This is a genomic window from Microvirga aerophila, assembly GCF_003332305.1.
GTDB lineage: Bacteria > Pseudomonadota > Alphaproteobacteria > Rhizobiales > Beijerinckiaceae > Microvirga > Microvirga aerophila.
Window position 1 is genome coordinate 23,473 of sequence record NZ_QOIO01000047.1, and the last position, 20,750, is coordinate 44,222.

24 protein-coding genes are annotated in these 20,750 nt (G+C 63.6%); 15 read left to right on the top strand and 9 right to left on the bottom strand.

Going from position 1 to position 20,750, the window contains the following annotated elements:
* Positions 1 to 2 precede the first annotated feature (2 nt).
* From DRB19_RS21675 to DRB19_RS21685, 3 genes are read left to right on the top strand one after another with little or no spacing between them, the layout of a single operon-like run.
* Positions 3 to 287, top strand: coding sequence for a hypothetical protein (locus tag DRB19_RS21675; RefSeq protein ID WP_245439725.1), 285 nt, complete (start codon positions 3 to 5; stop codon positions 285 to 287).
* A gap of 50 nt (positions 288 to 337) precedes the next feature.
* Positions 338 to 1,330: an HAD family hydrolase gene (locus tag DRB19_RS21680; RefSeq protein WP_114188109.1), complete on the top strand. Its 993-nt coding sequence runs from the start codon at positions 338 to 340 to the stop codon at positions 1,328 to 1,330.
* 37 nt (positions 1,331 to 1,367) lie between these two features.
* Complete coding sequence (locus DRB19_RS21685; protein ID WP_114188110.1) at positions 1,368 to 2,564, top strand: AI-2E family transporter; 1,197 nt, start codon at positions 1,368 to 1,370, stop codon at positions 2,562 to 2,564.
* Positions 2,565 to 3,069: 505 nt separating this feature from the next.
* Here DRB19_RS21685 and DRB19_RS21695 read toward each other — a convergent pair.
* Together DRB19_RS21695 and DRB19_RS21700 are read right to left on the bottom strand one after the other, a co-directional pair.
* Positions 3,070 to 3,906, bottom strand: coding sequence for an LssY C-terminal domain-containing protein (locus DRB19_RS21695; RefSeq protein ID WP_114188112.1), 837 nt, complete (start codon positions 3,904 to 3,906; stop codon positions 3,070 to 3,072).
* 577 nt (positions 3,907 to 4,483) lie between these two features.
* Entirely contained in the window at positions 4,484 to 4,975 is a 492-nt protein-coding gene (locus DRB19_RS21700) for a DUF992 domain-containing protein (RefSeq protein ID WP_114188133.1), read from the bottom strand.
* A gap of 544 nt (positions 4,976 to 5,519) precedes the next feature.
* Between DRB19_RS21700 and DRB19_RS30090 the strand changes: the two genes are divergently transcribed.
* From DRB19_RS30090 to DRB19_RS21715, 3 genes are all read left to right on the top strand, one after another.
* Positions 5,520 to 5,783, top strand: a complete 264-nt coding sequence (locus tag DRB19_RS30090) for a DUF6894 family protein (RefSeq protein WP_162815795.1) — start codon at positions 5,520 to 5,522, stop codon at positions 5,781 to 5,783.
* A gap of 9 nt (positions 5,784 to 5,792) precedes the next feature.
* Positions 5,793 to 5,993 carry a hypothetical protein gene (locus DRB19_RS21710; protein ID WP_114188114.1) on the top strand — a complete coding sequence of 67 codons (201 nt, stop codon included), beginning with the start codon at positions 5,793 to 5,795 and terminating at the stop codon, positions 5,991 to 5,993.
* Between the two features lie 101 nt (positions 5,994 to 6,094).
* Positions 6,095 to 6,292, top strand: coding sequence for a hypothetical protein (locus tag DRB19_RS21715; RefSeq protein ID WP_114188115.1), 198 nt, complete (start codon positions 6,095 to 6,097; stop codon positions 6,290 to 6,292).
* Between the two features lie 286 nt (positions 6,293 to 6,578).
* On the opposite strand, the gene DRB19_RS21720 is transcribed toward DRB19_RS21715, so the two are convergent.
* Both DRB19_RS21720 and DRB19_RS21725 read right to left on the bottom strand, forming a co-directional pair.
* The gene (locus DRB19_RS21720) at positions 6,579 to 6,830 is read right to left on the bottom strand and encodes a hypothetical protein (protein WP_114188116.1); all 252 of its coding nucleotides are present in this window, start codon (positions 6,828 to 6,830) and stop codon (positions 6,579 to 6,581) included.
* 71 nt (positions 6,831 to 6,901) lie between these two features.
* Positions 6,902 to 7,249, bottom strand: a complete 348-nt coding sequence (locus tag DRB19_RS21725) for a hypothetical protein (RefSeq protein WP_114188117.1) — start codon at positions 7,247 to 7,249, stop codon at positions 6,902 to 6,904.
* A 216-nt stretch (positions 7,250 to 7,465) separates the two neighbouring features.
* Between DRB19_RS21725 and DRB19_RS21730 the strand changes: the two genes are divergently transcribed.
* From DRB19_RS21730 to DRB19_RS21745, 4 genes are all read left to right on the top strand, one after another.
* On the top strand, positions 7,466 to 8,533 hold the full coding sequence (locus DRB19_RS21730) for an AraC family transcriptional regulator (protein ID WP_245439726.1): 1,068 nt from the start codon (positions 7,466 to 7,468) through the stop codon (positions 8,531 to 8,533).
* A 380-nt stretch (positions 8,534 to 8,913) separates the two neighbouring features.
* Positions 8,914 to 9,213, top strand: coding sequence for a helix-turn-helix domain-containing protein (locus tag DRB19_RS21735; protein ID WP_245439728.1), 300 nt, complete (start codon positions 8,914 to 8,916; stop codon positions 9,211 to 9,213).
* 117 nt (positions 9,214 to 9,330) lie between these two features.
* Positions 9,331 to 10,158: an LssY C-terminal domain-containing protein gene (locus tag DRB19_RS21740; RefSeq protein WP_114188119.1), complete on the top strand. Its 828-nt coding sequence runs from the start codon at positions 9,331 to 9,333 to the stop codon at positions 10,156 to 10,158.
* Positions 10,159 to 10,850: 692 nt separating this feature from the next.
* A complete protein-coding gene (locus DRB19_RS21745) occupies positions 10,851 to 11,648 on the top strand; it encodes an outer membrane protein (protein WP_114188135.1) in 798 nt (265 codons plus the stop codon).
* A gap of 119 nt (positions 11,649 to 11,767) precedes the next feature.
* Here DRB19_RS21745 and DRB19_RS21750 read toward each other — a convergent pair whose 3' ends face one another.
* A complete protein-coding gene (locus DRB19_RS21750; RefSeq protein ID WP_114188120.1) occupies positions 11,768 to 12,139 on the bottom strand; it encodes a hypothetical protein in 372 nt (123 codons plus the stop codon).
* Positions 12,140 to 12,597: 458 nt separating this feature from the next.
* Here DRB19_RS21750 and DRB19_RS21755 point away from each other — a divergent pair, with 458 nt between their 5' ends.
* From DRB19_RS21755 to DRB19_RS21765, 3 genes are all read left to right on the top strand, one after another.
* Positions 12,598 to 13,491 carry a hypothetical protein gene (locus tag DRB19_RS21755; RefSeq protein WP_114188121.1) on the top strand — a complete coding sequence of 298 codons (894 nt, stop codon included), beginning with the start codon at positions 12,598 to 12,600 and terminating at the stop codon, positions 13,489 to 13,491.
* Positions 13,492 to 13,819: 328 nt separating this feature from the next.
* Entirely contained in the window at positions 13,820 to 14,278 is a 459-nt protein-coding gene (locus DRB19_RS21760) for a TolC family protein (protein ID WP_114188122.1), read from the top strand.
* A gap of 271 nt (positions 14,279 to 14,549) precedes the next feature.
* Positions 14,550 to 14,960: a TolC family protein gene (locus DRB19_RS21765; protein WP_162815796.1), complete on the top strand. Its 411-nt coding sequence runs from the start codon at positions 14,550 to 14,552 to the stop codon at positions 14,958 to 14,960.
* Positions 14,961 to 15,017: 57 nt separating this feature from the next.
* Here DRB19_RS21765 and DRB19_RS21770 read toward each other — a convergent pair whose 3' ends face one another.
* Entirely contained in the window at positions 15,018 to 15,371 is a 354-nt protein-coding gene (locus tag DRB19_RS21770) for an HdeA/HdeB family chaperone (RefSeq protein WP_114188124.1), read from the bottom strand.
* Positions 15,372 to 15,635: 264 nt separating this feature from the next.
* On the opposite strand from DRB19_RS21770, the gene DRB19_RS21775 reads away from it, so the two are divergent.
* Positions 15,636 to 15,887, top strand: coding sequence for a hypothetical protein (locus DRB19_RS21775; RefSeq protein ID WP_114188125.1), 252 nt, complete (start codon positions 15,636 to 15,638; stop codon positions 15,885 to 15,887).
* Positions 15,888 to 15,950: 63 nt separating this feature from the next.
* On the opposite strand, the gene DRB19_RS21780 is transcribed toward DRB19_RS21775, so the two are convergent.
* The 3 genes from DRB19_RS21780 to DRB19_RS21790 all read right to left on the bottom strand — a co-directional run bounded on the left by DRB19_RS21780 (position 15,951) and on the right by DRB19_RS21790 (position 19,681).
* The gene (locus DRB19_RS21780; protein ID WP_114188126.1) at positions 15,951 to 17,135 is read right to left on the bottom strand and encodes an AraC family transcriptional regulator; all 1,185 of its coding nucleotides are present in this window, start codon (positions 17,133 to 17,135) and stop codon (positions 15,951 to 15,953) included.
* Positions 17,136 to 17,175: 40 nt separating this feature from the next.
* Positions 17,176 to 17,808, bottom strand: a complete 633-nt coding sequence (locus DRB19_RS21785) for a response regulator (RefSeq protein WP_114188127.1) — start codon at positions 17,806 to 17,808, stop codon at positions 17,176 to 17,178.
* Positions 17,809 to 17,941: 133 nt separating this feature from the next.
* The gene (locus DRB19_RS21790; RefSeq protein WP_147023385.1) at positions 17,942 to 19,681 is read right to left on the bottom strand and encodes a sensor histidine kinase; all 1,740 of its coding nucleotides are present in this window, start codon (positions 19,679 to 19,681) and stop codon (positions 17,942 to 17,944) included.
* A 464-nt stretch (positions 19,682 to 20,145) separates the two neighbouring features.
* Between DRB19_RS21790 and DRB19_RS21795 the strand changes: the two genes are divergently transcribed.
* Positions 20,146 to 20,750: SUMF1/EgtB/PvdO family nonheme iron enzyme (locus DRB19_RS21795; protein ID WP_162815797.1), on the top strand; the 605-nt coding region annotated here is incomplete at its 3' end.

Here is a 20,750-nt window from a genome sequence, read left to right on the forward strand (position 1 = left end):
TGATGAGATGTCTGCTTGCAATCTCTGCTCTCGCCCTGACGGCCACGGCCGCCACGGCCCAGGTCAGACCACCCACGTCGCAGCGGACCTGCTCGGCCAACCGCCAGCTCGTGCTGAAGGACGGTGCGGTCGTGCTCGACACCAGCTCCTCTACCTATGCCCGTTTTGTCAGGAGCAGTGCGGAATGCCTGGTCGACCACTTCCCGGAGCGGGCCTGGGTGCCGAGCTCCAACAACCCGCAATGCTTCATCGGCTACCGGTGCAAGGACGGGTCCGACGACTTCTGACGCTGCGCTCGCGTCAATGCATTGAATGAATACTGGAACGGGAGGCACACATGCGCGCTCGCCCGTCCTGGCTTGGCACTCTTGCCCTGCTCGTAACTTGGATCCCGGTCGCCGTCGCCCAGACCGGCCCGCTGCCTTCATGGAACGACGGTCCTGCGAAACAGGCTGTCATCGCCTTCGTCACGGACGTGACCCGGGAAGGATCCCTCGACTTCGTTCCGGAGCCTGAGCGGATCGCTACCTTCGACAACGACGGCACGCTGTTGATCGAGCAGCCGATCTACGTGCAGTTCGCCTTTGCGCTGGACCGCGTCAAGGTGCTGGCGCCGCAACATCCGGAATGGCGGGACACGCAGCCCTTCGAGGCGGTGCTCGAAGGCAACATGGCGGCACTCGCAGCCGCCGGCGAGAAGGGATCGGTCGAGATCGTCGCCGCGACGCATGCCGGCATGACGCCGGAGGAGTTCCGGCAGACGGTCAAGGAATGGCTCGCGACCGCCAGACACCCCCGCTTCGGCCGCCGCTACGACGAGCTTGTCTACCAGCCGATGCTGGAGGTTCTCGCCTATTTGCGGACGAACGGGTTCAAGACCTTCATCGCGTCCGGCGGGGGAGCCGAGTTCATCCGGGCCTTTGCCGAGGAGCGCTACGGCATCCCGCCCGAGCAGGTCGTCGGCTCGCGCATCGCCACGAAGTACGAGCGCCGCGACGGCCGGCCGACGCTGTTCCGCTTGCCCCCGGTCGATTTCATCGACGATGGCCCTGGCAAGCCCGTTGGCATCAACCAGGAGATCGGCCGACGGCCCATCGCGGCCTTCGGGAACTCGGACGGCGATCTCGAGATGCTGCAATGGACAACCGAGGCGGGGAAGCGCAGGCTTGGCGTCGTGGTGCATCACACCGATGCGGAGCGGGGATATGCCTACGACCGCCAGTCGCATGTGGGCAAGCTCGACAAGGCGCTCGATGCCGCGACGGTGGACCGATGGACCGTGGTCGACATGAAACGGGACTGGAAGACTGTCTTCCCGATCAGTCCATAGGGGCAGTCCGGGACGATCCGCGCCCAGGAGGGAAGCAATGACGGTTGCCCGCCCCACCGTTTTCTGGATCACGATCGCCCTCATCGTACTGCTGATGCTGGTACTGTTGCGTGAGATCCTGCTGCCGTTCGCCGTCGGCATGGCGCTCGCCTACCTGCTCGTCCCGGTCGTCGACAAACTGGAGCAGGCCGGGATCAATCGTGGGTTGGCTGCCCTCATCCTCATCCTGCTGCTGGCCGTCGGCTTCGTTGGCCTGCTGCTGGTGATGCTCCCGGCCCTTCTCGGCGAACTGCGGTTCTTCATTGACGAGTTCCCCCGCTATGTCACCCGGGTCCAGTCCCTCGTCGCCGACACCGGTCGGCCCTGGCTGCACAAGGTCATGGGCCAGGAACTCCGGATCGAGGAATCGATCACCCACACAATGGCCGCGATGGGCTCTGCCTGGCTCGATGACCTCGTCCGCTCGGCTTGGTCGGGCGGGAAGGCCTTGCTCTCCCTTCTCTCGCTGCTGGTCGTGGTCCCGATCGTCAGCATCTACCTCCTGGCGGACTGGGACGGGATGATCGCGACAATCGACGGCTGGTTGCCCGCAGGGCAGCGCCAGGAGGTCCGCGCCCTCGGGCGGGAGATCCACGACACGGTGGCCGGCTTCGTGCGCGGGCAGATCGTCATCTGCCTCATCCTGGCCGCATTCTACGCAGGGGCCTTGCGGCTGACCGGGCTCAACCATGCCATCCTGATCGGCCTCACGGCCGGCTTGATCAGCTTTGTCCCCTATCTCGGGCTGGGCGTCGGCTTCGTCGTCGCAGCGTGCGTCGCGATTGCCCAGTTCGGGCCCGACTGGACCCCCCTAGCTGTCGTGGCTGGCATATTCCTGCTCGGCGAAACGCTTGCCGATTATGTGCTGTCGCCGCGGATCATCGGCACCCGCGTCAATCTCAATCCGGTCTGGCTGATGTTCGCGCTGTTCGCCTTCGGGTACCTGTTCGGTTTCGTGGGCCTGCTGGTCGCGATCCCGGTCGCCGCATCGCTCGGTGTCATCCTGCGGTTTGCGATGCGCAAGTCCCTGGCCGCGCCGAATATCGTACCAGTGCCGGTCGCATCGGGCGTATCCGCCCCAAAGCCGGTGGCGCCTGGACGAGGAGAGGTCGGTCAACCTGCGGAGGAGTCTCCCAGCCCGGCGCCGCATGAAGCCGTGATTGCACGTCCCGGGATACAGCCTGAGGTTTCCTGAGACATGACTATCACCTAGGCTCGCCTGCGTTGGACGAGCCGATTGGAAGGACCGCTTCGGATCAGCCTTTCACGTTCCGGCCGCTCAACGAACATCGGCTCATGAGCGCCGAAGCGGACCAAGCTATTTCGTCGCAGGAGTGCTATTTCCAGACCTTCCAGTACACCTCTTGGGTTGCATGTGGTTGGGCACAACGTTCGACGCCGTCGCCCATGGCTTCGGCGGGATAGCCCCCCTCGAGCAGTCGGCCCGGGCAGTCACAACACGCGGCAGCATCCTCAGCCAAGGGAGATGAGCACGGCTGCGATGGGGCAAAAACCCGCTGGAGCTTTCACGAGCTGGCTGCCGAAATCGATTGGCGTCCCGCCGATCTCGATTCCGATTGGACATGGCCAGGCTCCGCGCCCATGTCCGGCGCAGGCTGCTTGTGGCTGCCGGAGCTCATCAACGCCCGAGTCCAGGCGTAGTCCTTCCGAACCCTCTTTTCGAAGCCGCGTGAGCCGCATCAATTGGCCTTGACCACAAGGCTCGCCAACGTCACTCGTCCGTCGGTCGTGTAGTGGTTGACCCGTTCCGCGGCGAGACATTGGCCGGCCTGATACACCTTCACCGCCTCAATGGACCCAATGTTCTCCAGCTCAGCGATGATGAAGTCACGCTCGAAGTTCGTATCCGAATCCGTGGCGTGGGTGACCTGGAACGTGAGATGCGTCAAGGACAGGCCCGTATCTCTCGTGCCAGCCCCAACCCAGAGAACGCGCTCGTCGTCCGGTGGGCGGTCGGTGTTAAGCCAGAAGCTCGCCGCTCCCCGGGCCCAGGTCTCCTCGGCCCGTGCGAGGCTCAAGGACCAGAACCTTATGTGATGGCGCTTGCGGGGGCTGTTGTCGATTGCCTTCTGGAACCCGACGTCCTGGCCGCGGCCGAACAGATAGAGGGTGCTGAACGGGGCGGTCGGATAGGGCGAGTTGAGCACAAAAGCCCGGACCATGCCCCAGGAGCTGGCGAGGCCCAGCCGGTCCGCCTCTGACCAGCCGAGGGCCGCGAAAGCCGCGCGAAGCTCTGCGAGCGTTCCGACGAGCGCCACGTTGACGGGATCACCCGGCAAACCATCGCCTGTTGTCGTGAAGCTGGGCACCCGTTTCCGGTGGAGAAGCTTGAGGCCCATGCGAATGATCCGCGGGAGGATGACGTAGGCGGCGACGCCGTAGGTGAGGCCCACAGCCAGAATCCATGGCAGCCTTTGGTCCGCAGTGTCAAAGACCACGAAGACGATTAACCAGACAGAAAGAACACCCAATCCAAGGATCACGAGGCGTTGCAGGAAGCGGTTCAGCAATTTCATGATCGAAGCTCCGTCATGATCGACACATCGGTGCTCAGCACCCCGTGCAGATGCCCTTCATGACCTCCTGGTCGATCTGCTTGGCGCGTTGGTCATCTGTCTGGGGGTGGTACGGTATTGCAGTCGAGCATCCGATCAATCGCTGCCCCGAACGGGATTTGAATCTCTCCCGAGGGCGCGAGCCGCCGATTGCATTCCTGCGCCAGAGCAGGAACCGCGGTGATCAACGAACCGAGGATGAGGAGTTGGCGATAACGGTGCATCGTGATGACTCCGGAATGAGGATCCCAGTCCTGTCCTGCCCCGACGGGTTCATGCCGCACGGCGGGAGATGACATCCGGGCGGAAGTATCCCTCATTCCAGCAGTGCCTGCCTGACCGAACGAGACAAGAACTTGACGACCCAAGATCTCGGCTCGTTGTAAAAGCCTTTCAGACACTGAAACTATGTCTGAAAGGAAGCTGTGCCGATGTCTTGTCCTTGCCGATCTGTTCCAGGCATGCGCGGTGTTACCATAATCTCCGACAAACGTGGGACTCATCCAGCTAGGTGCACCAGTGGGTCGTCCTCAACGATTTACGAATTGGCTGGAACGAGCGTCACGGTCGTCACACCACCCGCGATGTTGAGACCGGTTTGCCCCTCGACCGAAATGGGTTGTAGGGAGAACGCACGGCCCGTGCCACCAGTGAGCACATTGACGCCGAGCCCAACGCCAAGCGTGGCCTCGGCGCCGAGGCCGGCATAGGTTCCTGCCAACGCGCCCCTGGGCAGACCCGGCGCCGCGGCGATGACGCCCCACACGAAATGTCCCGCTGTGACTTCGCCAAGGGCAACACCGAAGTCGTCGATCTTGCCTGTATAAGCATCGGTTGGTCCGCCTCCGTTCGGCGTGAAGGTGCAGAGAAGGGTCTGTTTCTGGACGACGAACAGGCCGATGCCGGCAGAGACGTCGCAGGCGAGCGTCCCGACTCTGACAGAGGATTGAGCAAGCGCGGGTCCCGCCGACGCGAAGAAGGCGGCACTCAGAGCAAGCGCGGCAATGTTCAGTTTGTTGGCAATGATCATAACAGGCGTTCCATGTTCACGCGGTTTGTCGTCAATTGTGAGGGATCGGCTCTTGCGGGTTTCGTTGTCGTCGCTGGCTGTTCTATTCGACGCGGCCCAATCGACAATCAACGTGCCTACCGTACGGTCGAATGAGGTTGAGATTACACCAGCCTGCACCATCCGCTTGACCTTCCGAGCCATCGGCTTGACGTTTCGAGACATGCACCACCGCCAGACGACGCAAGCTCAGGGACCTTCATGCTCGACGAGCCTACCGAGCCGCGGCACTGTCGTTCGGTTACGTCCGCGGACGGATCGGTGTCTCGCCAGGCCGGTCCGGCTCCAGCCAAACCGACGCAGCAAGTCTGTCTCAAACAAGCAAGTCATTGGCCGATGACAGCAAGGCGCGTCGATGCTTTCCCCGCTAATAACCGTTCCGTCGGTCCGCGGATGCAATACCGGTGCCGAACCCGCCCGCCTGAAGGCAGCCACCAAAGAGCGCCGGCGGGCGGGATGCCGTTTCGATTACCAGTTCATTCGCTCTTTCCGGTTCATATCGCCGATGCCGCGCTTCTATTTCGACTTCTACCTAGGTTCGGATTCCAGCCGCGACGAGGTTGGCTCTGAGATCGGCAGTCACCGCACTGCCGAGATCGCAGTCATGCGCACCGCGGCAGATCTGACGCGGGACCGGTTGCTCAAGATGCAAAGTGCGGTCCCAGACGACATTAGGATTGAGGTGAGGGATGAGCATCGTCAGCCGGTCCTCGCCGTGACGGTCTCAATCCAGGTCGAACGGGCCGGGCCGATCCCCCCGGACGAGTAAAGGCCAGGCATGTCCGTCGATCGACTTGCTCAAGCTGCCGAGTATCGCCGGCAGGCACAGGAGATTCGGACGATTGTCGAGAGGATCGCGATCGACGAAGCGCGCGAACAACTCCTTGAGACGGCCGAGCACCTCGAAGGTCTCGCAAAGGAAGAGGAGTGCAAGGTTCGCGCCGACGGCTCCAAGCCGCAGCCTCGATCGGAAGCGTAGTTCCGATGGGTCCCTGTTTGGGAATGCACACCGCTACACTCCGGGATTTCAGCTTGGGTTTGCGCTTGGGCTTCGGCATTTGGCGGTGAGAGCCTTGGCAGATGCTCGAAGCCTCGGACACTCTCTCCGGAGCCATCATGGCGATTGATGCCGGCACCGTGGGAGCGGCCAGTGTTCCGGGGCGAAGCATCGACGAACCGTTCACCGGCCTCATGATCCTCTTGGACCTTGAGAGGATTGTCCTCCGGGGCGAGCAGATCTGGCTGCTGTATCGGGATGTGCATGGCATGGACCCCTAGACGATCCATCCAGCGTGTGAAGGCTCAGGAAGGCGAGTCAGCCGCCGCAGGGCATGATCCTGATCCGCGCTTTTCGCACACCGTCCGGACGAGGGGTGGCGCCCGCTAGGCAAAAACAGGACTGGGCAGTGCGAGCGGAGGCTTCGCCGAAGATGCGTCGGGATGCATGCTCTGTGGAGTGTCATCCGGCATGCAACAGAGAAGCGACCGAGCCTGGAGGCCCGAGTTGAATGATTGCTTTGTTACAACACTGGTTGCGATCCGATGGGCCGGAGCCGATGGTTTGCTACCAGCGGCGGTTCGTCCGGAACGATCTTCGATTGCGATTGCGCAGTCCGGCAACGGCGGCAAATAGCATTGCGCCGCCGGAGGCAAACACCGCCAGTTCTGTTACGATGTGAACGAAGGGATCCACGTCATCGAAGCGGCCTGCGCAAATGTCGCGGGCTTCGAGCGCTATCGCCAGCGTCATACCAACCATGGCACCGCAGAACGCAGCAACCGTCGGATCCCATTTCTTGCTTGGTTCGGTTTTCATGTCCTTGTCCCATCCTGCCGCGCGGCTCGACGGCCCCCAACATCCAACCCTGGGAGTGCCCGTGATTGTCTTCAGTTCTGGGCCTGATGGCGGTCCTTGGCCTCGCAGACCAAGTCGACGACGGCCTCCAGTTCGTCCTCGCCGAATTCAAAGCAGCCGGTGCTGTCGATGGTCGAGCCGGTCGTGAGCAAATTGATCTCCAGCCAGAACGGCGGCAGGTCAGGCTGTTCGATCCAGGGCGCCTCGGTCAGACGAACCTCAAGATCGCTCAACCGAGCGAGCGTGACGGTCCGGGAGCAATCTGCATCATTGCTCAGGGCGAGCCGCACATACGCGCGGACGATCTGCTGCTCGATCCAATCACGGCATGCATAGTCACCAGTGGCGTCGCCCTCTGGCGCCGCGCGCGGCTGCGGCATTTCGATTCTCCATTGGCACGAGGATGTCCGGTGCTGCGGGCGGGTTGAGCCATGGCTAGGAAAAACGCTCCTGCCGTCCCACAGCCAATCGTCCGCGGCTGAAGACGCGGTGGTACCCGAGACGTTTTGACCAAGTCTTGCTATCCTCGGCCAAAGGCTTGCCAGTTCCCGTCTCTGGCCTGGGGTCTGGGAGTTTGCTGCGGTGAGGAGGGCCTGATGCATGGCGTGCCCCTGACACCCATGATGATGCCGCCCAGCGCGACCGGCGCCATTGCCCGCTTGGCCGCAGCCCGTGTCACCGAAGCAGGCCTTGATCTCGGCCCCCTCCTGCACAAGGTCGGCCTGACTGCATCCCAGATTCAGGACCGGCAGGCCCGCGTGGCTGTTGCAGCCCAGATCTCTTTCCTGAACCTGGTGGCGGAGGCGCTGCCAGATGACCTGCTCGGTTTCCATCTTGCCCAAGGCTTTGAGCCACGTGAGGTTGGCCTGCTCTACTTCGTGCTCGCGTCCTCGGCGACGCTCGGGGAGGCCATGGCCCGCGCCGAACGGTACAGCACCATCACCAATGAAGGGATCCGGCTGTGGTGCCAGGAGGGAGGCGATTTCCGCATTCGCTATAGCTATGTCGGCGTGTCACGACACACGGACCGCCATCAGATCGAATTCTGGGCTACGGCGCTTGTCCGGATCTGTCGCACCCTGACGGACACCGACCTGAGGCCCATTCGGGTCAGCCTCGCCCATCCGCGCTGCGGCGCATCAGGCTATCTCGAGGCCTTCTTCGGCTGCGAGGTGACCTTTGCCTCCGACCATGATGAGGTCACCTTCGCCCGCCCGACCCCGCAGCGTCGGCTTGCGGAGGCCGAGCCCTATCTCAATGAGCTGCTCGTCCAATACTGCGAGGAGGCCTTGTCCCGGCGGGGCAATCCGGCAAGCCCCATCCGCGCGAGCGTGGAAAACGCCGTCGCTCCGCTCCTACCCCACGGCCGCGCCCGCGCGGGTGAGGTGGCGCGGGCGCTCGGCATGAGCGAGCGCACGCTGGCGCGGCGCCTAGCGGCGGAGAGCCTGACCTTTCTTGGAATCCGGGAGGAGATGCGCAAGGATCTAGCGCGTCATTACCTGGCCGATGCCGGCCTCCCAATTTCCCGCATCGCCTGGCTATTGGGCTTTCAGGAGATCAGCGCATTCACCCATGCATTCAAGCGATGGACGGGACACACACCAACGCAGATGCGCAACCGGCTCACCGCGCAGACATCGTCTGCCGGGGACGCGGGCTTCTAAGACTCGCAAGGATAGCTGGAGGGCCACGCTGAGGAAGATCTATCCGCGGCCATAGCGCCAGAGCGCGGATCGTGACGTCACGCACGCATTCACCGTTCCATTGTCCCAATCTGTCAACGGAACGTCCTGATCGATCAAGCGGAATGGGCGTGGAGCGGATAAGATGGGGAACTGCACCCGGTCGCGGGCCAGCCCGACCTGCACCGGAACCGGACGAGGCTCGTCATGGGGTCTGCTTTGGTCGTCGCCGGCATCGGCCGACGGGGATGACGTCAGGACGCGGCGAGCAAATCGAGCCGCGGTCAGATGGCCATTCGCCTCGCCTCAGTGAAGATTTGCGTCGCGTGCTCCGGACCGAATTGCTGAAGGGGCCTTGCACCGTGACTGAGATTGCCCGGCGGTTCTCGATGCACCACCGCACCTTGAGCCGACACCTAGCCCGCGAGGGTGTCTCATTCCAACAGGTGGCCGATGAGATGCGGTTCGCGATCGCGTGTGACCTGCTGACCAACACCGACATGGCCCTGGATCAGATCTCGATCATGCTGAGGTTCTCGGAACCTAGCGCCTTCACCCGGGCCTTCCGCCGCTGGTCTGGGCGGGCCCCCTCGGCCTGGCGGGCGAGCCATGCCCGGGGCCGGAATCGGCCCCCAAGGCGAACGGTCCCTCGCCCGCGCTGAGCCCGCGCTGACCGGCGGCGCCCGAAACCTAAACCCAAAAGGCCGAGAGGTTGTCATGTCCCAACAAGCTCCGTTCACGATCCAAGTTTGGATCGCCTCCACCCTGGAGGACCTGTGATGAGCAGCCCCCGTCGTGGAGCAAGCCGGGTCGCCACCCGGATCCGCAAGGGATTGCTCATCACGGTCATCCTGATCGGCGGGTATGCCCTGCTGGCCTATGTGGCGTTGCCATCGGTGTGGACCCACTATGAACACCAGCGCGGGCTCGCAGGCCGGCCCATGGTGACGCACACCGAGCAAGGCATCCCGGGAGATGCGCTCAACGTCGGTCTTGTCGGATCGCAGGAGGATGTCGTCCGCGCTATGCATGCGGCCGGTTGGTTTCCGGCCAATCCGATCACGTTGCGAAGCAGTCTCGGGATCATTGACAGCGTCCTTCTCCACCGGCCCGACAACGAGGCGCCGGTTAGTCCTCTCTTCTATCAAGGGCGGCGGGAGGACCTCGCCTACGAGAAGCCCGTCGGATCGAGCGCCGACCAGCGCCATCACGTGCGTTTCTGGAAGGTGCTGGAGAGTGGTCAGGAAGACCGGATCGTCTGGCTCGGATCGGTGACGTTCGATCGCGGCGTTGGCCTGAGCCGGTACACCGGCCAGGTGACTCATCACATCGCGCCGGACATCGACACCGAGCGTGACGGACTGCTCGATGACCTGGTTCGAGCCGGAATGGTCACGATGCGCTACCAGGTGTCCGGGGTCGGTCCGACGCTGAATGGCCGCAACGGCGAAGGCGATCCCTACTACACCGATGGCGAGATCTGGGTGGCCGTTCTCGTCGTAGCCGGAGAGAAACGGACGCAGCCTCCGACCGAGCTGACCAGTCCGGCACTCGTCAGGACAACGAACGGAGTCTGGAAAGCCATTGCGGGCACGTTGCGGAACTGATGAGACTCGCGTTGAAAATTCAGATTGTCTCAAGACGTTCAGCGGCTGTCTTCATCGGTCAAGCAACACGCTTCCGATCGGGCAAATTGGCTCCCGGAGGTCCTGATCCCCGCTCTATCCCTTTGCTGAGACCTCCGCTGACTCGGCCCCGTTCGGAAGAGACCGAACGGGGTCCTTTTTGCAGCCCGACCGTCCTGGCCGAGGGCTCCGACATCCGGGCTCACGTGGAGTGTGCCCGATAAAGGTCCATCCGACGCCTGACGCGGACACGCAGGCTGTTCTGTTTCATCGTGGTTGCGAAGCGCTTCCTGAGCGTGCCTGAATTTGGGATCTGCTGCAACAAGGGACGATTGCATGTGGCGGTCGGCGGGAGAAATTGCAGACAGAAAAAACCCTGCCTCTTGTAAGAGGCAGGGTTCAGTGTTCTCCTCGCCTTCGGGATGACAATCCGAAAACAGCTCGAGTAGGACACACAAGAGGTCGAGTGTCAATTTCAGCTATGTAATGTCTGGTATAGTTATAATAATCTTTCAATTTATTCATGTATTCCTAAGCTATCCATAAGTAGTATTTCTTTTTTAACTGCCGTATACTCTAAGAATAACAAAGAGTGTTGCAGATTTGCAATAGCTTTGCTTTGCGGAAAGCTCCTAGAGTGGACTGTTTAGTCCTCACACAAAGGGGTGACCATCATGAGGAAGTGTGTTTCCAGTCTTCTGGTCGCAACGGCCATTTCGACCCTTGCCTTCTCGGCCGCATCAGCCGCGGACCTTCCCGTCCGCGCGGCGCCTCCTCCCTACATTCCACCGGTTCCGGTCTTTACCTGGACGGGTTTCTACGCCGGTGTGAACGCCGGCTGGGGCTGGCGTGACAGCGACCGGGAGCCGGTGTTCCTGGCTCCTGGACCAGGGATTCCGGCAGGCCTCGCGGGCACGCTGATCTTCAACAACAACGATGACGGTGGCTTCACCGGCGGCGGCCAGATCGGCTATAACTACCAGATCGGCTCGTTCGTGGTCGGTGTTGAAACCGACATTCAGTGGGCCGATACGGACCAGAACTTCGATGCCGTGTTCATCCCGGCCACCGGCTTTGCCGGCAGCTTCGTGCCGGGGGTGTTCAACAGCAACGCACCGGAATGGTGGGGCTCGGTTCGTGGTCGCCTCGGTGTGGCGTTCGACCGGGTTCTCGTCTACGCCACCGGCGGTCTCGCCTACACCGACGACAGCACCGGCTGGGCTGTCGGCGGCGGTGTCGAATGGGCGCTGCCGGTGAACTTGTTCGGCTCTTCGGCGGTGACCTTCGGCCTGGAAGGGCTGTGGCTCGGCTTCGACGATGATGATGACAACATCGGCCAGTCCATTGGCACGTTCACGCCCGTCGGCGGCGGGGGGCCCGTGGCGGTGGTTGCGCCGGCCTTCGATAACGATGACAACAACGACTTCTTCGTGGCGCGTGCCAAGCTGAACTTCAAGTTCGGCACCTACTGAGATCCGCTGCGCGCAGCAGAAAAGGCCCGGTTCGTCCGGGCCTTTTTGCTTGTCCGCTGGCACACGATGCCGTTCGGGTGTCTGGCAGCCGCCGAATCGCGTGTTGACGTCACGCCCGCTTAACGCGCCAAGCCGGACGGCGCCGCGTAGTCAACCGGGTCAAAGGGGTTGCGCGATCCGACGAAGGGGCCATTCGTGACGGGGTCCGGCAGGTTGCCGCCGCCACTGAAGCGTTCGTTGTTCTGCATGTAGGGCGGGCTTCGCAGATAGGATTGCGCTTGCCCGTAGCCGGTGTAGCCCGGATTGATCGAGCCAACCGGAACAACGTTTCCCGGATCCAGGAAGCTGCGGGGCGTCACCCGCAAGACCAGTGGACCTCCTTGTCCCAGGGCTTGTCGGGCTTCTCGTTGGCGGGTCTGGGCCTCGGCCTGCACAGGGATGACCAGGGATGCAACAGCGGCAATGACGACGACGACACAGGTATGGCGCATCGGCAGCCCTCCAATGTGAGTACGGTCTCGCGGGAACCCCCGTTGCAGGCTTCTTCGTGGAACCAGCAGTCTTCGCTCATGGACTCGCCAGCCGATTGCCGCGCTTAAGATGGTATCTTGCCTGAAATGGCTGCACGGCAAGCCCACGTTTGTTTTCCGACACGCTTGCGAGAACTCCGTTGGGACCGTCCAGCAGGCACGCCATAGATGATCTGAGCCTCGTTCGAACTGGAATGTCAGGGGTTTTGCGTGCCAACAATACTGCACATCAACTGTGGAAGACATGCTGCAATCTCAGGGTTTGCAGATGTTGCTGTCGATCTGCTCCCCTCCGAAGGAGTATTCGAGAGCAACCATAATAATTCCACTCGCTGCCATGGATTGTCACCTTGACCTCGGGCGCAACCTCGGCTGCTATGCAGCAGGGAAGCAAGCGAACAGCGATCCAAGGGGGAGCGATGCATTACCTTTCGCACTGGTTGGCGTGCGGCGTCGTCGTTCCGCTCGGCGTTCTCGCCGGGGGCGCAGGAGACACGCTCGCCGCAGACCTCGGGCCTCCCGCTCCCGTGAGCGAGGCTCCCGTCGTGTCCGGGTGGACCTACCGGTTCACGCCCTATGGCTGGCTCACCGCCCTGAAGGGAACCCAAACGGTGCGCGGACGCAGCGTGAAGGTCGATGCGAGCTTCATCGACATCGTCGAGAAGAGCGACACGCTCGTGGCCCTGATGGGCGACTTCGAGGCCCGCAATGGCCCCATCGCCCTCTTCACTGATGTGGTTTGGAGCCAGATCGGCGTCGAGGGCGGCAACGTCCGCAGCCGCGCGCTGGCGCCGGGCGTGACCGGAACGCTCGGCACATCCCTCAATTTGGATATCGAGATGGCCATCGTTGAGGTCGGCGGCGCCTACGAGGTCGCCCGCTCGGGACCATTGGCCTTCGACCTCCTGGGCGGAGCCCGGTACTGGTATCAGGAGGCAGACCTTTCGTTGGCCATCGCGGCTGCGGTCGACGTCGGCGATCTCCAGATTGCCGGAGCCCGGGCCTTCGCCCGCTCCGGTTCCGTCGATTGGCTCGATCCCATGATCGGGGCACGGGTGCGCTACGCCGTGGCGCCGGGTCATGAGCTCTTCCTGCGCGGTGATATCGGTGGGTTTGGCGTGGGGAGCGACTTCTCCTGGCAGGCCATCGGCGCCTACGGCTTCGAGCTCGGTACCTACCAGGGCGTCACCTTCTCCGGCGTGATCGGCTATCGGGCGCTCTCCGTGGACTATGCCCAGGGCGAAGGCCGGAGGCGCTACGAGTTCGACATGCTCCAGCACGGACCGGTGCTTGGCATCAGCGCCCGGTTCTGACGGCAGCCGACCCCGGCAACCGCAGGGTGCCCGGCACCTGTCGGTGTTCGTCCATCGATTAAGCCTGACGTGGGCATCGGTGCGTTCGGTCCACGAGGACCGGGTTTCGGTGAAAGCGGGAAGCTCGAGCCATGGGATGCCATGAACGGCCTTTGACCCTGACATCAGTCCTGGCCATGGCCCTCGGCCTCAGTGGATGTGTCCCCCTGTCCTCCGACGGCGGAATGGCACCCGTCCGGAACATCGCCTTCGCCGAGCTGAAAGCGGAGGCCGTGAAGGTCTCGACTGAACCCGAGAGTGCCGCGCAGCGGCGGAACGGGTCAACGCGTTGCTCAACCGTCCGCTGACGGCTGGAGCGGCGGTTCAGATCGCACTCCTGAACAACCGGGGGCTTCAGGCCGCTTACAACGAGCTCGGCATCTCGGAGGCGCACTACGTGCAGGCGAGCCTGCCACCCTCGCCTCGGTTCGGTTTCAACCAGTTGGCCGGCGACCTGAAGGTCGAAATCACCCGCCAGCTCGTCGGCAATGTCCTCGCGCTGGCAACCCTGCCAGCCCGGTCCGAGATCGCCCGGGAGCTGCTCCGGGCGGCCCAGCTCCGGGCCGCGGAGGCGACCCTCGTCCTCGCGGCCGAGACCCGAAAGCAATTCTATCGCGCCGTGGCCGCGAATGAGCAGGTCAGCCTGGTCACGCAGACTGATGGCGTCGCAGGCGACACGGAACACACCGAGGCCCGGATGAAGCTTCGCATCGAGTGTGAGCGGCTGGCCCGCCACATGGGCCTGTAGGACGACGTCGATTACAAGCTCCCTCTCCACCTTCTGGCGATACCGGCAAGGGTTCGCTCGATCCGGGAGGCCGAGGCGCAGGCCCTGCAACACCACCTCGACCTTCGGATCGCAAAGCTCGAACTGGAGGCTCTGGCCAAGTCGTTGGGCCTGACGCAGGCGACACGGTTCGTCAGCGCCCTTCGATCTGGCAGCCCAGAACCGTTACAAGAGTACGGACAAGGTCTCGGCGGATTCCGTCAGCAAGACCAAAACCATCACAAATGGCTTCGTGGCGACGATAGAGATCCCGCTCTTTGACTTCGGGCAGGCCCGCGTCGCCGAAGCCGAGCAGCGCTACCTCCAGGCCGCGAACCGGCTGGCCGAGATGGCCGTGAATGGCCGCTCGGAGGCCCGCGAGGCCTACCATGCCTATCGCGGGACCTACGATCTCGCCCGCATCCATCAGAAGCGGATCGCGGCGACCGGACACATGGTCGGGATTTATGATCCGACCCAGGACAGTGATCGGGCCGCAACCCTGCCCGAGCCAGCTCTCGACATGGATGAGTGGATGAAGCGCAACATCAAGGCGATCGAGGCCCGTCGTGATTTCTGGATCGCGGACACGGATCTCGGGGCGTCATGGTCCGGTGCCCGGTCGACCGGAGGCCTGAGCCCCCTTGGCGGCCCGCACATCTAAAGGTCCATCGGAAGCCCGTGCCCCGTTCGGCTCCGCCAAGGGAAATGCGCGCTCACGTCATCGCGATGCCGAGTCTTCCCTCTCTTGCTTGAAGATGACGTCGAGCGCTTGGATTACCTTCTTGTCCCGGTTCTCCTTGCAATACACGATCACCTGATGCTCGAGGTCCTTCCCGCGCTTGACATTGATCATGTGCTTCTTGGCGAGCCCGTTGTACCAGCCGCTGTACCAGGTCATCAGCAGGTCCGCGTCCTCCTGGTAGGTCCCTGCAAGTTGCTCGCATGTCAACTTCTGCACGTCGATCCGGCCCTTCGCGTCCGCGTAGCTGGAGAGCGGGGTCGCCGTCTGGGCCTTCGCACCAAAGGCCGCTGTGACCATCAAGGCCGCCGCAAGAAGTGTTCCGTGTCTCATGTCTCAAATCCCTCATGACTTTCGTCTTATGCCGGCTTCGCCCGGACCGCCGGGACCTTAGGCACGCCGACGCACCGCTGCTTGACCAATGAAGACGCTGGCTTGGCAATTCGGGACAGGAACCTGCGATGTGCCGGACGAGAGCAACGTCCGGATCAGCCTCGGTGTCCACACAGGTCGGTTTCTTGTCCTCTTCCGTCAAGCCAGTCTATGCCGCAGGTGGTAATGTGGCCGTGCAATGGCTCCCACGCAGGAGAGACGACAATGCTGCGCCTCATGTTGCTCGCTACACTCGGCATCCTGGTAACCACCACGCCGGATTGGGCTCAGGATGCCGGGCCACCCGTCCGCGACGGTGAGATCGTCATCCCCTCGCAACGAACCCTCGAACGGGAAGCGGTGACGCAACCGCGGAACGACTTTTCGACGAACGATGCGATCGCCACCCAGCAGATGGAACGGCAAAATCGGCGGATCGACCGCGAGGTTGAGAAGGGGATCTGCGCGGACTGCTGAGGAACAGAATTCGGGGCAGGGATAGTGGGATGCCGTCCCCTGCCTCGACCGTCCGGCCCTCGGTCAGATCCAATCCCGGGCTTGTGCCTTGGTGATCTGTCTCCCGGTCCTTTCCTGTGGTTGAGGAACCGGGTGGCCGGGTTGAGTCCGGCCGTGTTCCAGGCGCCAAGCCGCCGGTGATTGTCCGGACCAGCGGCGGAAGGCCCTCGTGAAGGCGCTCGCCTCGGAGTACCCAAGCGCCACGGCAATCTCGCTGAGCGGGATCTTGGTCTGGGTCAGCAGTTGGCGTGCGATCTCGAAGCGCGTCTCATCAACAAGGCTCTGGAAACCTGCGCCCTCGGCTTGCAGGTGCCGGCTCAAGGTGCGGCGATGCACGGCAAAGCGATCCGCAACCGTCGTGGCCGAGCATCGGTTCGTCAGGATCTCGGTTCGCAGAACGCGGCGCAGGCTCTCCTTCCAACCGCCCGCTGCGGCCGCCTCAAGCTCCCGAACATGGGCTTCGAACACCTGGCGGAAGATCGGGTTCGCGTCCGCAATGCGGTGGTCAAGGCAACGCGTCGGAAAGACCAGGACGGCGGTTTCCTGATCGAAGCGCACGGGCGCCCGGAAGAAGCGCCGATAGGCCCCCAGATCGGCCGGCTGGTGTCGGGGCAGCAGCACCTCGTCCGGCACCCAATTGGGTCCACACAGCGTCCGCAGGACATTCGTCGCCACCGCCATGACTGTATCCGTGATCTGCTCGGGACTCCTCACGCCCTGCTCGTAGATCGCATAGCCCAGGGCCACCACATCCCCGTAGGCCAACAGTGTGGGAGTGGCGCCACGGTCATGCAGAGGCAGGTGCCTGACAAGGGCCGACAGGGCCTCGCCGACGGTGGGCGAGTGTTGCATGAGGCCTCCGATCGGGCCTAGCGACGAGAGGGATCCCCGCTGACCGACCAGGAGGCCGAAGTGCGGACAATGCGTGTGCGCGACACAGGCCGTGAGCACCCGGCCCAGGGCCGCATAGGGAATGATGTTGTTCTCGTCCTCGAACAGCTCCGGATCGAGACCGGCCTGGCGGATCACCGCATTGGGATCCGCCCCGAACTCGCGCAGGAGGGGATAGACTTCACATGCAACGCCGATGCGGATGACGCCTTTCGCCACCGCCTGCCGGAGAGTTCCTTGCGCAGGCACATCCGTGGCCAGGCCGCGGAGGTCCACTTGATCCAGCGGTGTCAGCGCAGGTTGGGACGCCGGCCTCATGGCAACCTCCTGCCGAGGGGGTCACGATCAAGAATCACGATCAGGCCTCCACCAGTCCGTTTCGGATTGCGTAGCGGATCAGCGCTGCCGTCGTGTCGAGGTTGAGCTTGCGCAGGGCCAGGGCACGATGCGTCTCGACGGTTTTGGTGCTGATGCTGAGGATGTCGGCGATCTGCTTGTTGGTCTGGCCATCGGCGATCAGTTGCACCACGGCCTTCTCGCGCGCGGTCAGCGCCGCCTCGTGCGCGCATCCCTTCGCCAGGTAGGTCTCGAGCAATGCCTCGGAGACCTTGCCGGTGAAGAAGGGCTTGTGGGCGGCCAGGCTTTCTACCGCCGAGACCAGGAACTGCCTGGCGTCGGACTTGAGCAGGAAGCCGCGGGCTCCAGCCTCGAGGACGTCCCGCACCAGACAGTCCGTATCGTGCATGGTGAAGATGAGCACCTCGACGCCGGGTAGACGGGTCCGGATCTGCCGGGTCGCCTCGACGCCGTTCACCAGTGGCAGGCTGTAGTCGAGGACCACGATGTCGGGCCGGGTGGCCACGGCCTGGTCGATGGCCTCCTTGCCGTCCCGGGCCTCGCCGACCACCTCCCAGCCCTCATGCCCTTCCAGGATGGCCCGGACGCCGGAGCGGACCACGTCGTGATCGTCGGCGATCAGGATGCGCGTCATGGCGAGCCTTCCTTCGGCGACCCAGTGCCACCGGCAGTTCCGGTGAGCCCGAGTCCGAAGTCAGGTTACACCTCCCAGCGTACTGCTCCACCTGGGCAGAACCCTGAAACTGGGGGAGGCAGACCCTGAAACTTCAGGAAGGCGCGTCGCAGTCCGCCTCGGCGGGGTCCGACAGCCATTGCATCCTCAGGCGCCCGGCAGGCGGCCGTGCACGGCCGCTCCGGGATATTGGAACCATCGCGACAAGGCGGGTGCCACCCCAACCCGTCCGGATCCTTAAGGTCCCGCCGAACTGCTCCAGGCGGGCCTGCATGCCGGCAATGCCGACCCCGAGACGGATCGATCCGTCCGACCGGTCCCTTCTCACCATCCCATGTCCGTCGTCGCGGATGCGGATGATCAGGCGTCCAAACGTGATCCGGGCCTTGACCGACACGTGCGAGGCATCGGCATGCCGATGCACGTTGGTCAGCGCCTCCTGCACCACGCGCAGGATCGCCCGCTGAAGTTCCAGCGGCAGCTCATCGATCTCCTCCGGAATCCGGATCCGCGCGACGAGCCCTGTGCGCCCGGCGAAGCCCTCGGCAAAGTCCCGCAATGTCGCCTGGAGACCATCAGTCGCCAGGTTCGGCGGATGCAGCAGATAGGTGAAGATGCGCAGCTCCCTGAGCGCCTCGCTGAGCAGGCTTTCGATCTCCGCAAACGCGGAGCGGGATGCCGGAGTGGCCACGACCGTTCTCTCGAGACCAGCCAGTCCGAGGCTCGCCGCCACGAGGTGCTGCGCCGTCGAGTCGTGCAGCTCGCGTGCAATGCGCTGGCGTTCCTCTTCCTGAAGGGCGAGCAGTTGCCCCGACAATTCGCTGACCTGCTTCTTCGCTCCCGTGACCTGATCGGACAGCGTTCGGAGCGGCTGCTCCACTTGGCGGGCCGTGAACCAGGCGGCAATCCCTCCGGCGAGCAGGAGAAGAGATGCCGGCCCGGCCATTCGCCACAATGCAGCGGAGACAGGTGCATTCAGATCGGCCAGCGGCACCGTGACCACACTCGTCCAGTTCGTCGCGCCCGACCGGCGGTAGGCGACAAGGACCGGGACCCCACGGTCATCCGTGGCCTCGACCGTCCCCGTGATCGTACTGTCCGGCCCCGCATCGGCGAGGCGGCTGGCCAGGGCTGCGGGAACTGGCAGATCGGACCCTTTGCGGCCATCCCTGTCGGCCACGATCGGCTGGAGCTTGCGGTCGTAGAGCCCTTTCACCCAGCCGGCGGGCAGCGTCTGGTCATCGAGGATCGTGCCCAGCCGCGCCTCCGTCAGGATGATCGTCAGATGGCCGTTCATCCGGCCCTCGGCATCGTCGAGCCGGAGGCTGAGGGCCACGACGATGCTGCCCTTCAAGGGCGCCAGCGCTCGGCCCGAGACGGCCCATCCCCGGTCCCGGATCCGCTCAAAGGCCTCGCGGTAGTTCGGGAAGTCGACGTGCCGCGGGAGCGGCGATCCGAACGGGCGCAACGTGTTGGCGACCTGCCGCTCGAGGTCGTTGAGGACCAGCCACGAGCCTTCCGGAACCGGCGTCGCCTTGAGCTGATCGTAGAAGGCCCTGACGTCGCCGGAGAGGAGCGCCGGGGACTTCGACAGGCCCTTGAGCAGGTAATTGACTGCGGCGACCTCCTGATCGAAGCCGAAGGAGAGCGCCTTGGCAGCCTCCAGCGCACGGTGCTCGATCGCGTGCCGCTCCTCGGCGGCGCGGGAGAGCAACAGGGCCGCGGCGACGACGCATGCAGCGATCGTGATGACCATGAAGGTCAGAGCAATCCGCCGCCGCAGACGGGGCGGCGGGCCCGAGAGCGCAACCACCGGGATGGTGCCATTGCTCATGAGGCGATCTCCGGCCGCAAGGGCAACGCAACGGGACCGGGGTCGCGACGGGCCCTCGTCCGGTAACATAGGTTAAACCCTGGGTCGCTTCCTGTCGACCGGGATCGCCATCGACCCGCGCGCTGGTCTGCTGGGCCAGGGTGAGGCACAAATCAGGGTCTGCCTCCATCAGTTTCAGGATCGACCCCAATAGACCCTCGTCCGCGAACGGCGCGACACTGCACACATGCCGGAACGGAAGCAACATTCATAAAGGCTGTCCTCATCGGTCAAGTGAGTGTCCCGCGCTGTCAAGCGAGCTCCGGCAACGGGTCTAGGATACGTGCCTGCGGGAAGGCCTTGGTCCTGTCCGCCAGCAAGTCACGCCGACAGCGCATACCCCTTCGAGGATGGATGCCATGACTGATGTGGATTTCGTCACTTCGACCGACGTTGCCTTCGATAGGCAGCCGGCCGACAACGGCATGATCCGGCTTCCCGGTGGTACGTTCCGGATGGGCTCGGATAGGCACTATCCCGAAGAGGCGCCGGTCCACCGCGTCACCGTCGATGCGTTCTGGATCGACCGGACACCGGTCACCAACCGCCAGTTCCGCGACTTCGTCCGCGCCACAGGGCACGTCACGGTTGCAGAAATCGCACCCGATCCCAAGGACTACCCTGCTGCCCTGCCGCACCTGCTCCATGCCGGCTCACTCGTGTTCAGGCCGCCGGATTATCCAGTCGATCTCCGTCACTTCAGCCAATGGTGGGCGTTCAAGGCCGGGGTGAACTGGCGCCGTCCCTATGGCCCGGGCTCGTCCATCAAGGGCCTGGACGACCATCCGGTCGTGCATGTCGCCTATGCCGACGCGGCGGCCTATGCCCGTTGGGTCGGCAAAGATCTGCCGACCGAGGCCGAATGGGAGTTCGCGGCCCGCGGTGGACTCGACAGGACCGAGTTCGCCTGGGGCGAAGAGTTCGCACCCGGCGGACGGCAGATGGCCAACACTTGGCAGGGCGCCTTTCCATTCCAGAATACGCGGCTCGATGGTTACGAGCGCACATCGCCGGTCACGGCCTTCCCGCC

Coding starts and splice junctions, on each gene's coding strand:
- DRB19_RS21675 (WP_245439725.1), top strand. CDS start 3: ATGAGATGTCTGCTTGCAATCTCTGCTCTCGCCCTGACGGCCACGGCC.
- DRB19_RS21680 (WP_114188109.1), top strand. CDS start 338: ATGCGCGCTCGCCCGTCCTGGCTTGGCACTCTTGCCCTGCTCGTAACT.
- DRB19_RS21685 (WP_114188110.1), top strand. CDS start 1,368: ATGACGGTTGCCCGCCCCACCGTTTTCTGGATCACGATCGCCCTCATC.
- DRB19_RS21695 (WP_114188112.1), bottom strand. CDS start 3,906: ATGAAATTGCTGAACCGCTTCCTGCAACGCCTCGTGATCCTTGGATTG.
- DRB19_RS21700 (WP_114188133.1), bottom strand. CDS start 4,975: ATGATCATTGCCAACAAACTGAACATTGCCGCGCTTGCTCTGAGTGCC.
- DRB19_RS30090 (WP_162815795.1), top strand. CDS start 5,520: ATGCCGCGCTTCTATTTCGACTTCTACCTAGGTTCGGATTCCAGCCGC.
- DRB19_RS21710 (WP_114188114.1), top strand. CDS start 5,793: ATGTCCGTCGATCGACTTGCTCAAGCTGCCGAGTATCGCCGGCAGGCA.
- DRB19_RS21715 (WP_114188115.1), top strand. CDS start 6,095: ATGCTCGAAGCCTCGGACACTCTCTCCGGAGCCATCATGGCGATTGAT.
- DRB19_RS21720 (WP_114188116.1), bottom strand. CDS start 6,830: ATGAAAACCGAACCAAGCAAGAAATGGGATCCGACGGTTGCTGCGTTC.
- DRB19_RS21725 (WP_114188117.1), bottom strand. CDS start 7,249: ATGCCGCAGCCGCGCGCGGCGCCAGAGGGCGACGCCACTGGTGACTAT.
- DRB19_RS21730 (WP_245439726.1), top strand. CDS start 7,466: ATGCATGGCGTGCCCCTGACACCCATGATGATGCCGCCCAGCGCGACC.
- DRB19_RS21740 (WP_114188119.1), top strand. CDS start 9,331: ATGAGCAGCCCCCGTCGTGGAGCAAGCCGGGTCGCCACCCGGATCCGC.
- DRB19_RS21745 (WP_114188135.1), top strand. CDS start 10,851: ATGAGGAAGTGTGTTTCCAGTCTTCTGGTCGCAACGGCCATTTCGACC.
- DRB19_RS21750 (WP_114188120.1), bottom strand. CDS start 12,139: ATGCGCCATACCTGTGTCGTCGTCGTCATTGCCGCTGTTGCATCCCTG.
- DRB19_RS21755 (WP_114188121.1), top strand. CDS start 12,598: ATGCATTACCTTTCGCACTGGTTGGCGTGCGGCGTCGTCGTTCCGCTC.
- DRB19_RS21770 (WP_114188124.1), bottom strand. CDS start 15,371: ATGAGACACGGAACACTTCTTGCGGCGGCCTTGATGGTCACAGCGGCC.
- DRB19_RS21775 (WP_114188125.1), top strand. CDS start 15,636: ATGCTGCGCCTCATGTTGCTCGCTACACTCGGCATCCTGGTAACCACC.
- DRB19_RS21780 (WP_114188126.1), bottom strand. CDS start 17,135: ATGAGGCCGGCGTCCCAACCTGCGCTGACACCGCTGGATCAAGTGGAC.
- DRB19_RS21785 (WP_114188127.1), bottom strand. CDS start 17,808: ATGACGCGCATCCTGATCGCCGACGATCACGACGTGGTCCGCTCCGGC.
- DRB19_RS21790 (WP_147023385.1), bottom strand. CDS start 19,681: ATGAGCAATGGCACCATCCCGGTGGTTGCGCTCTCGGGCCCGCCGCCC.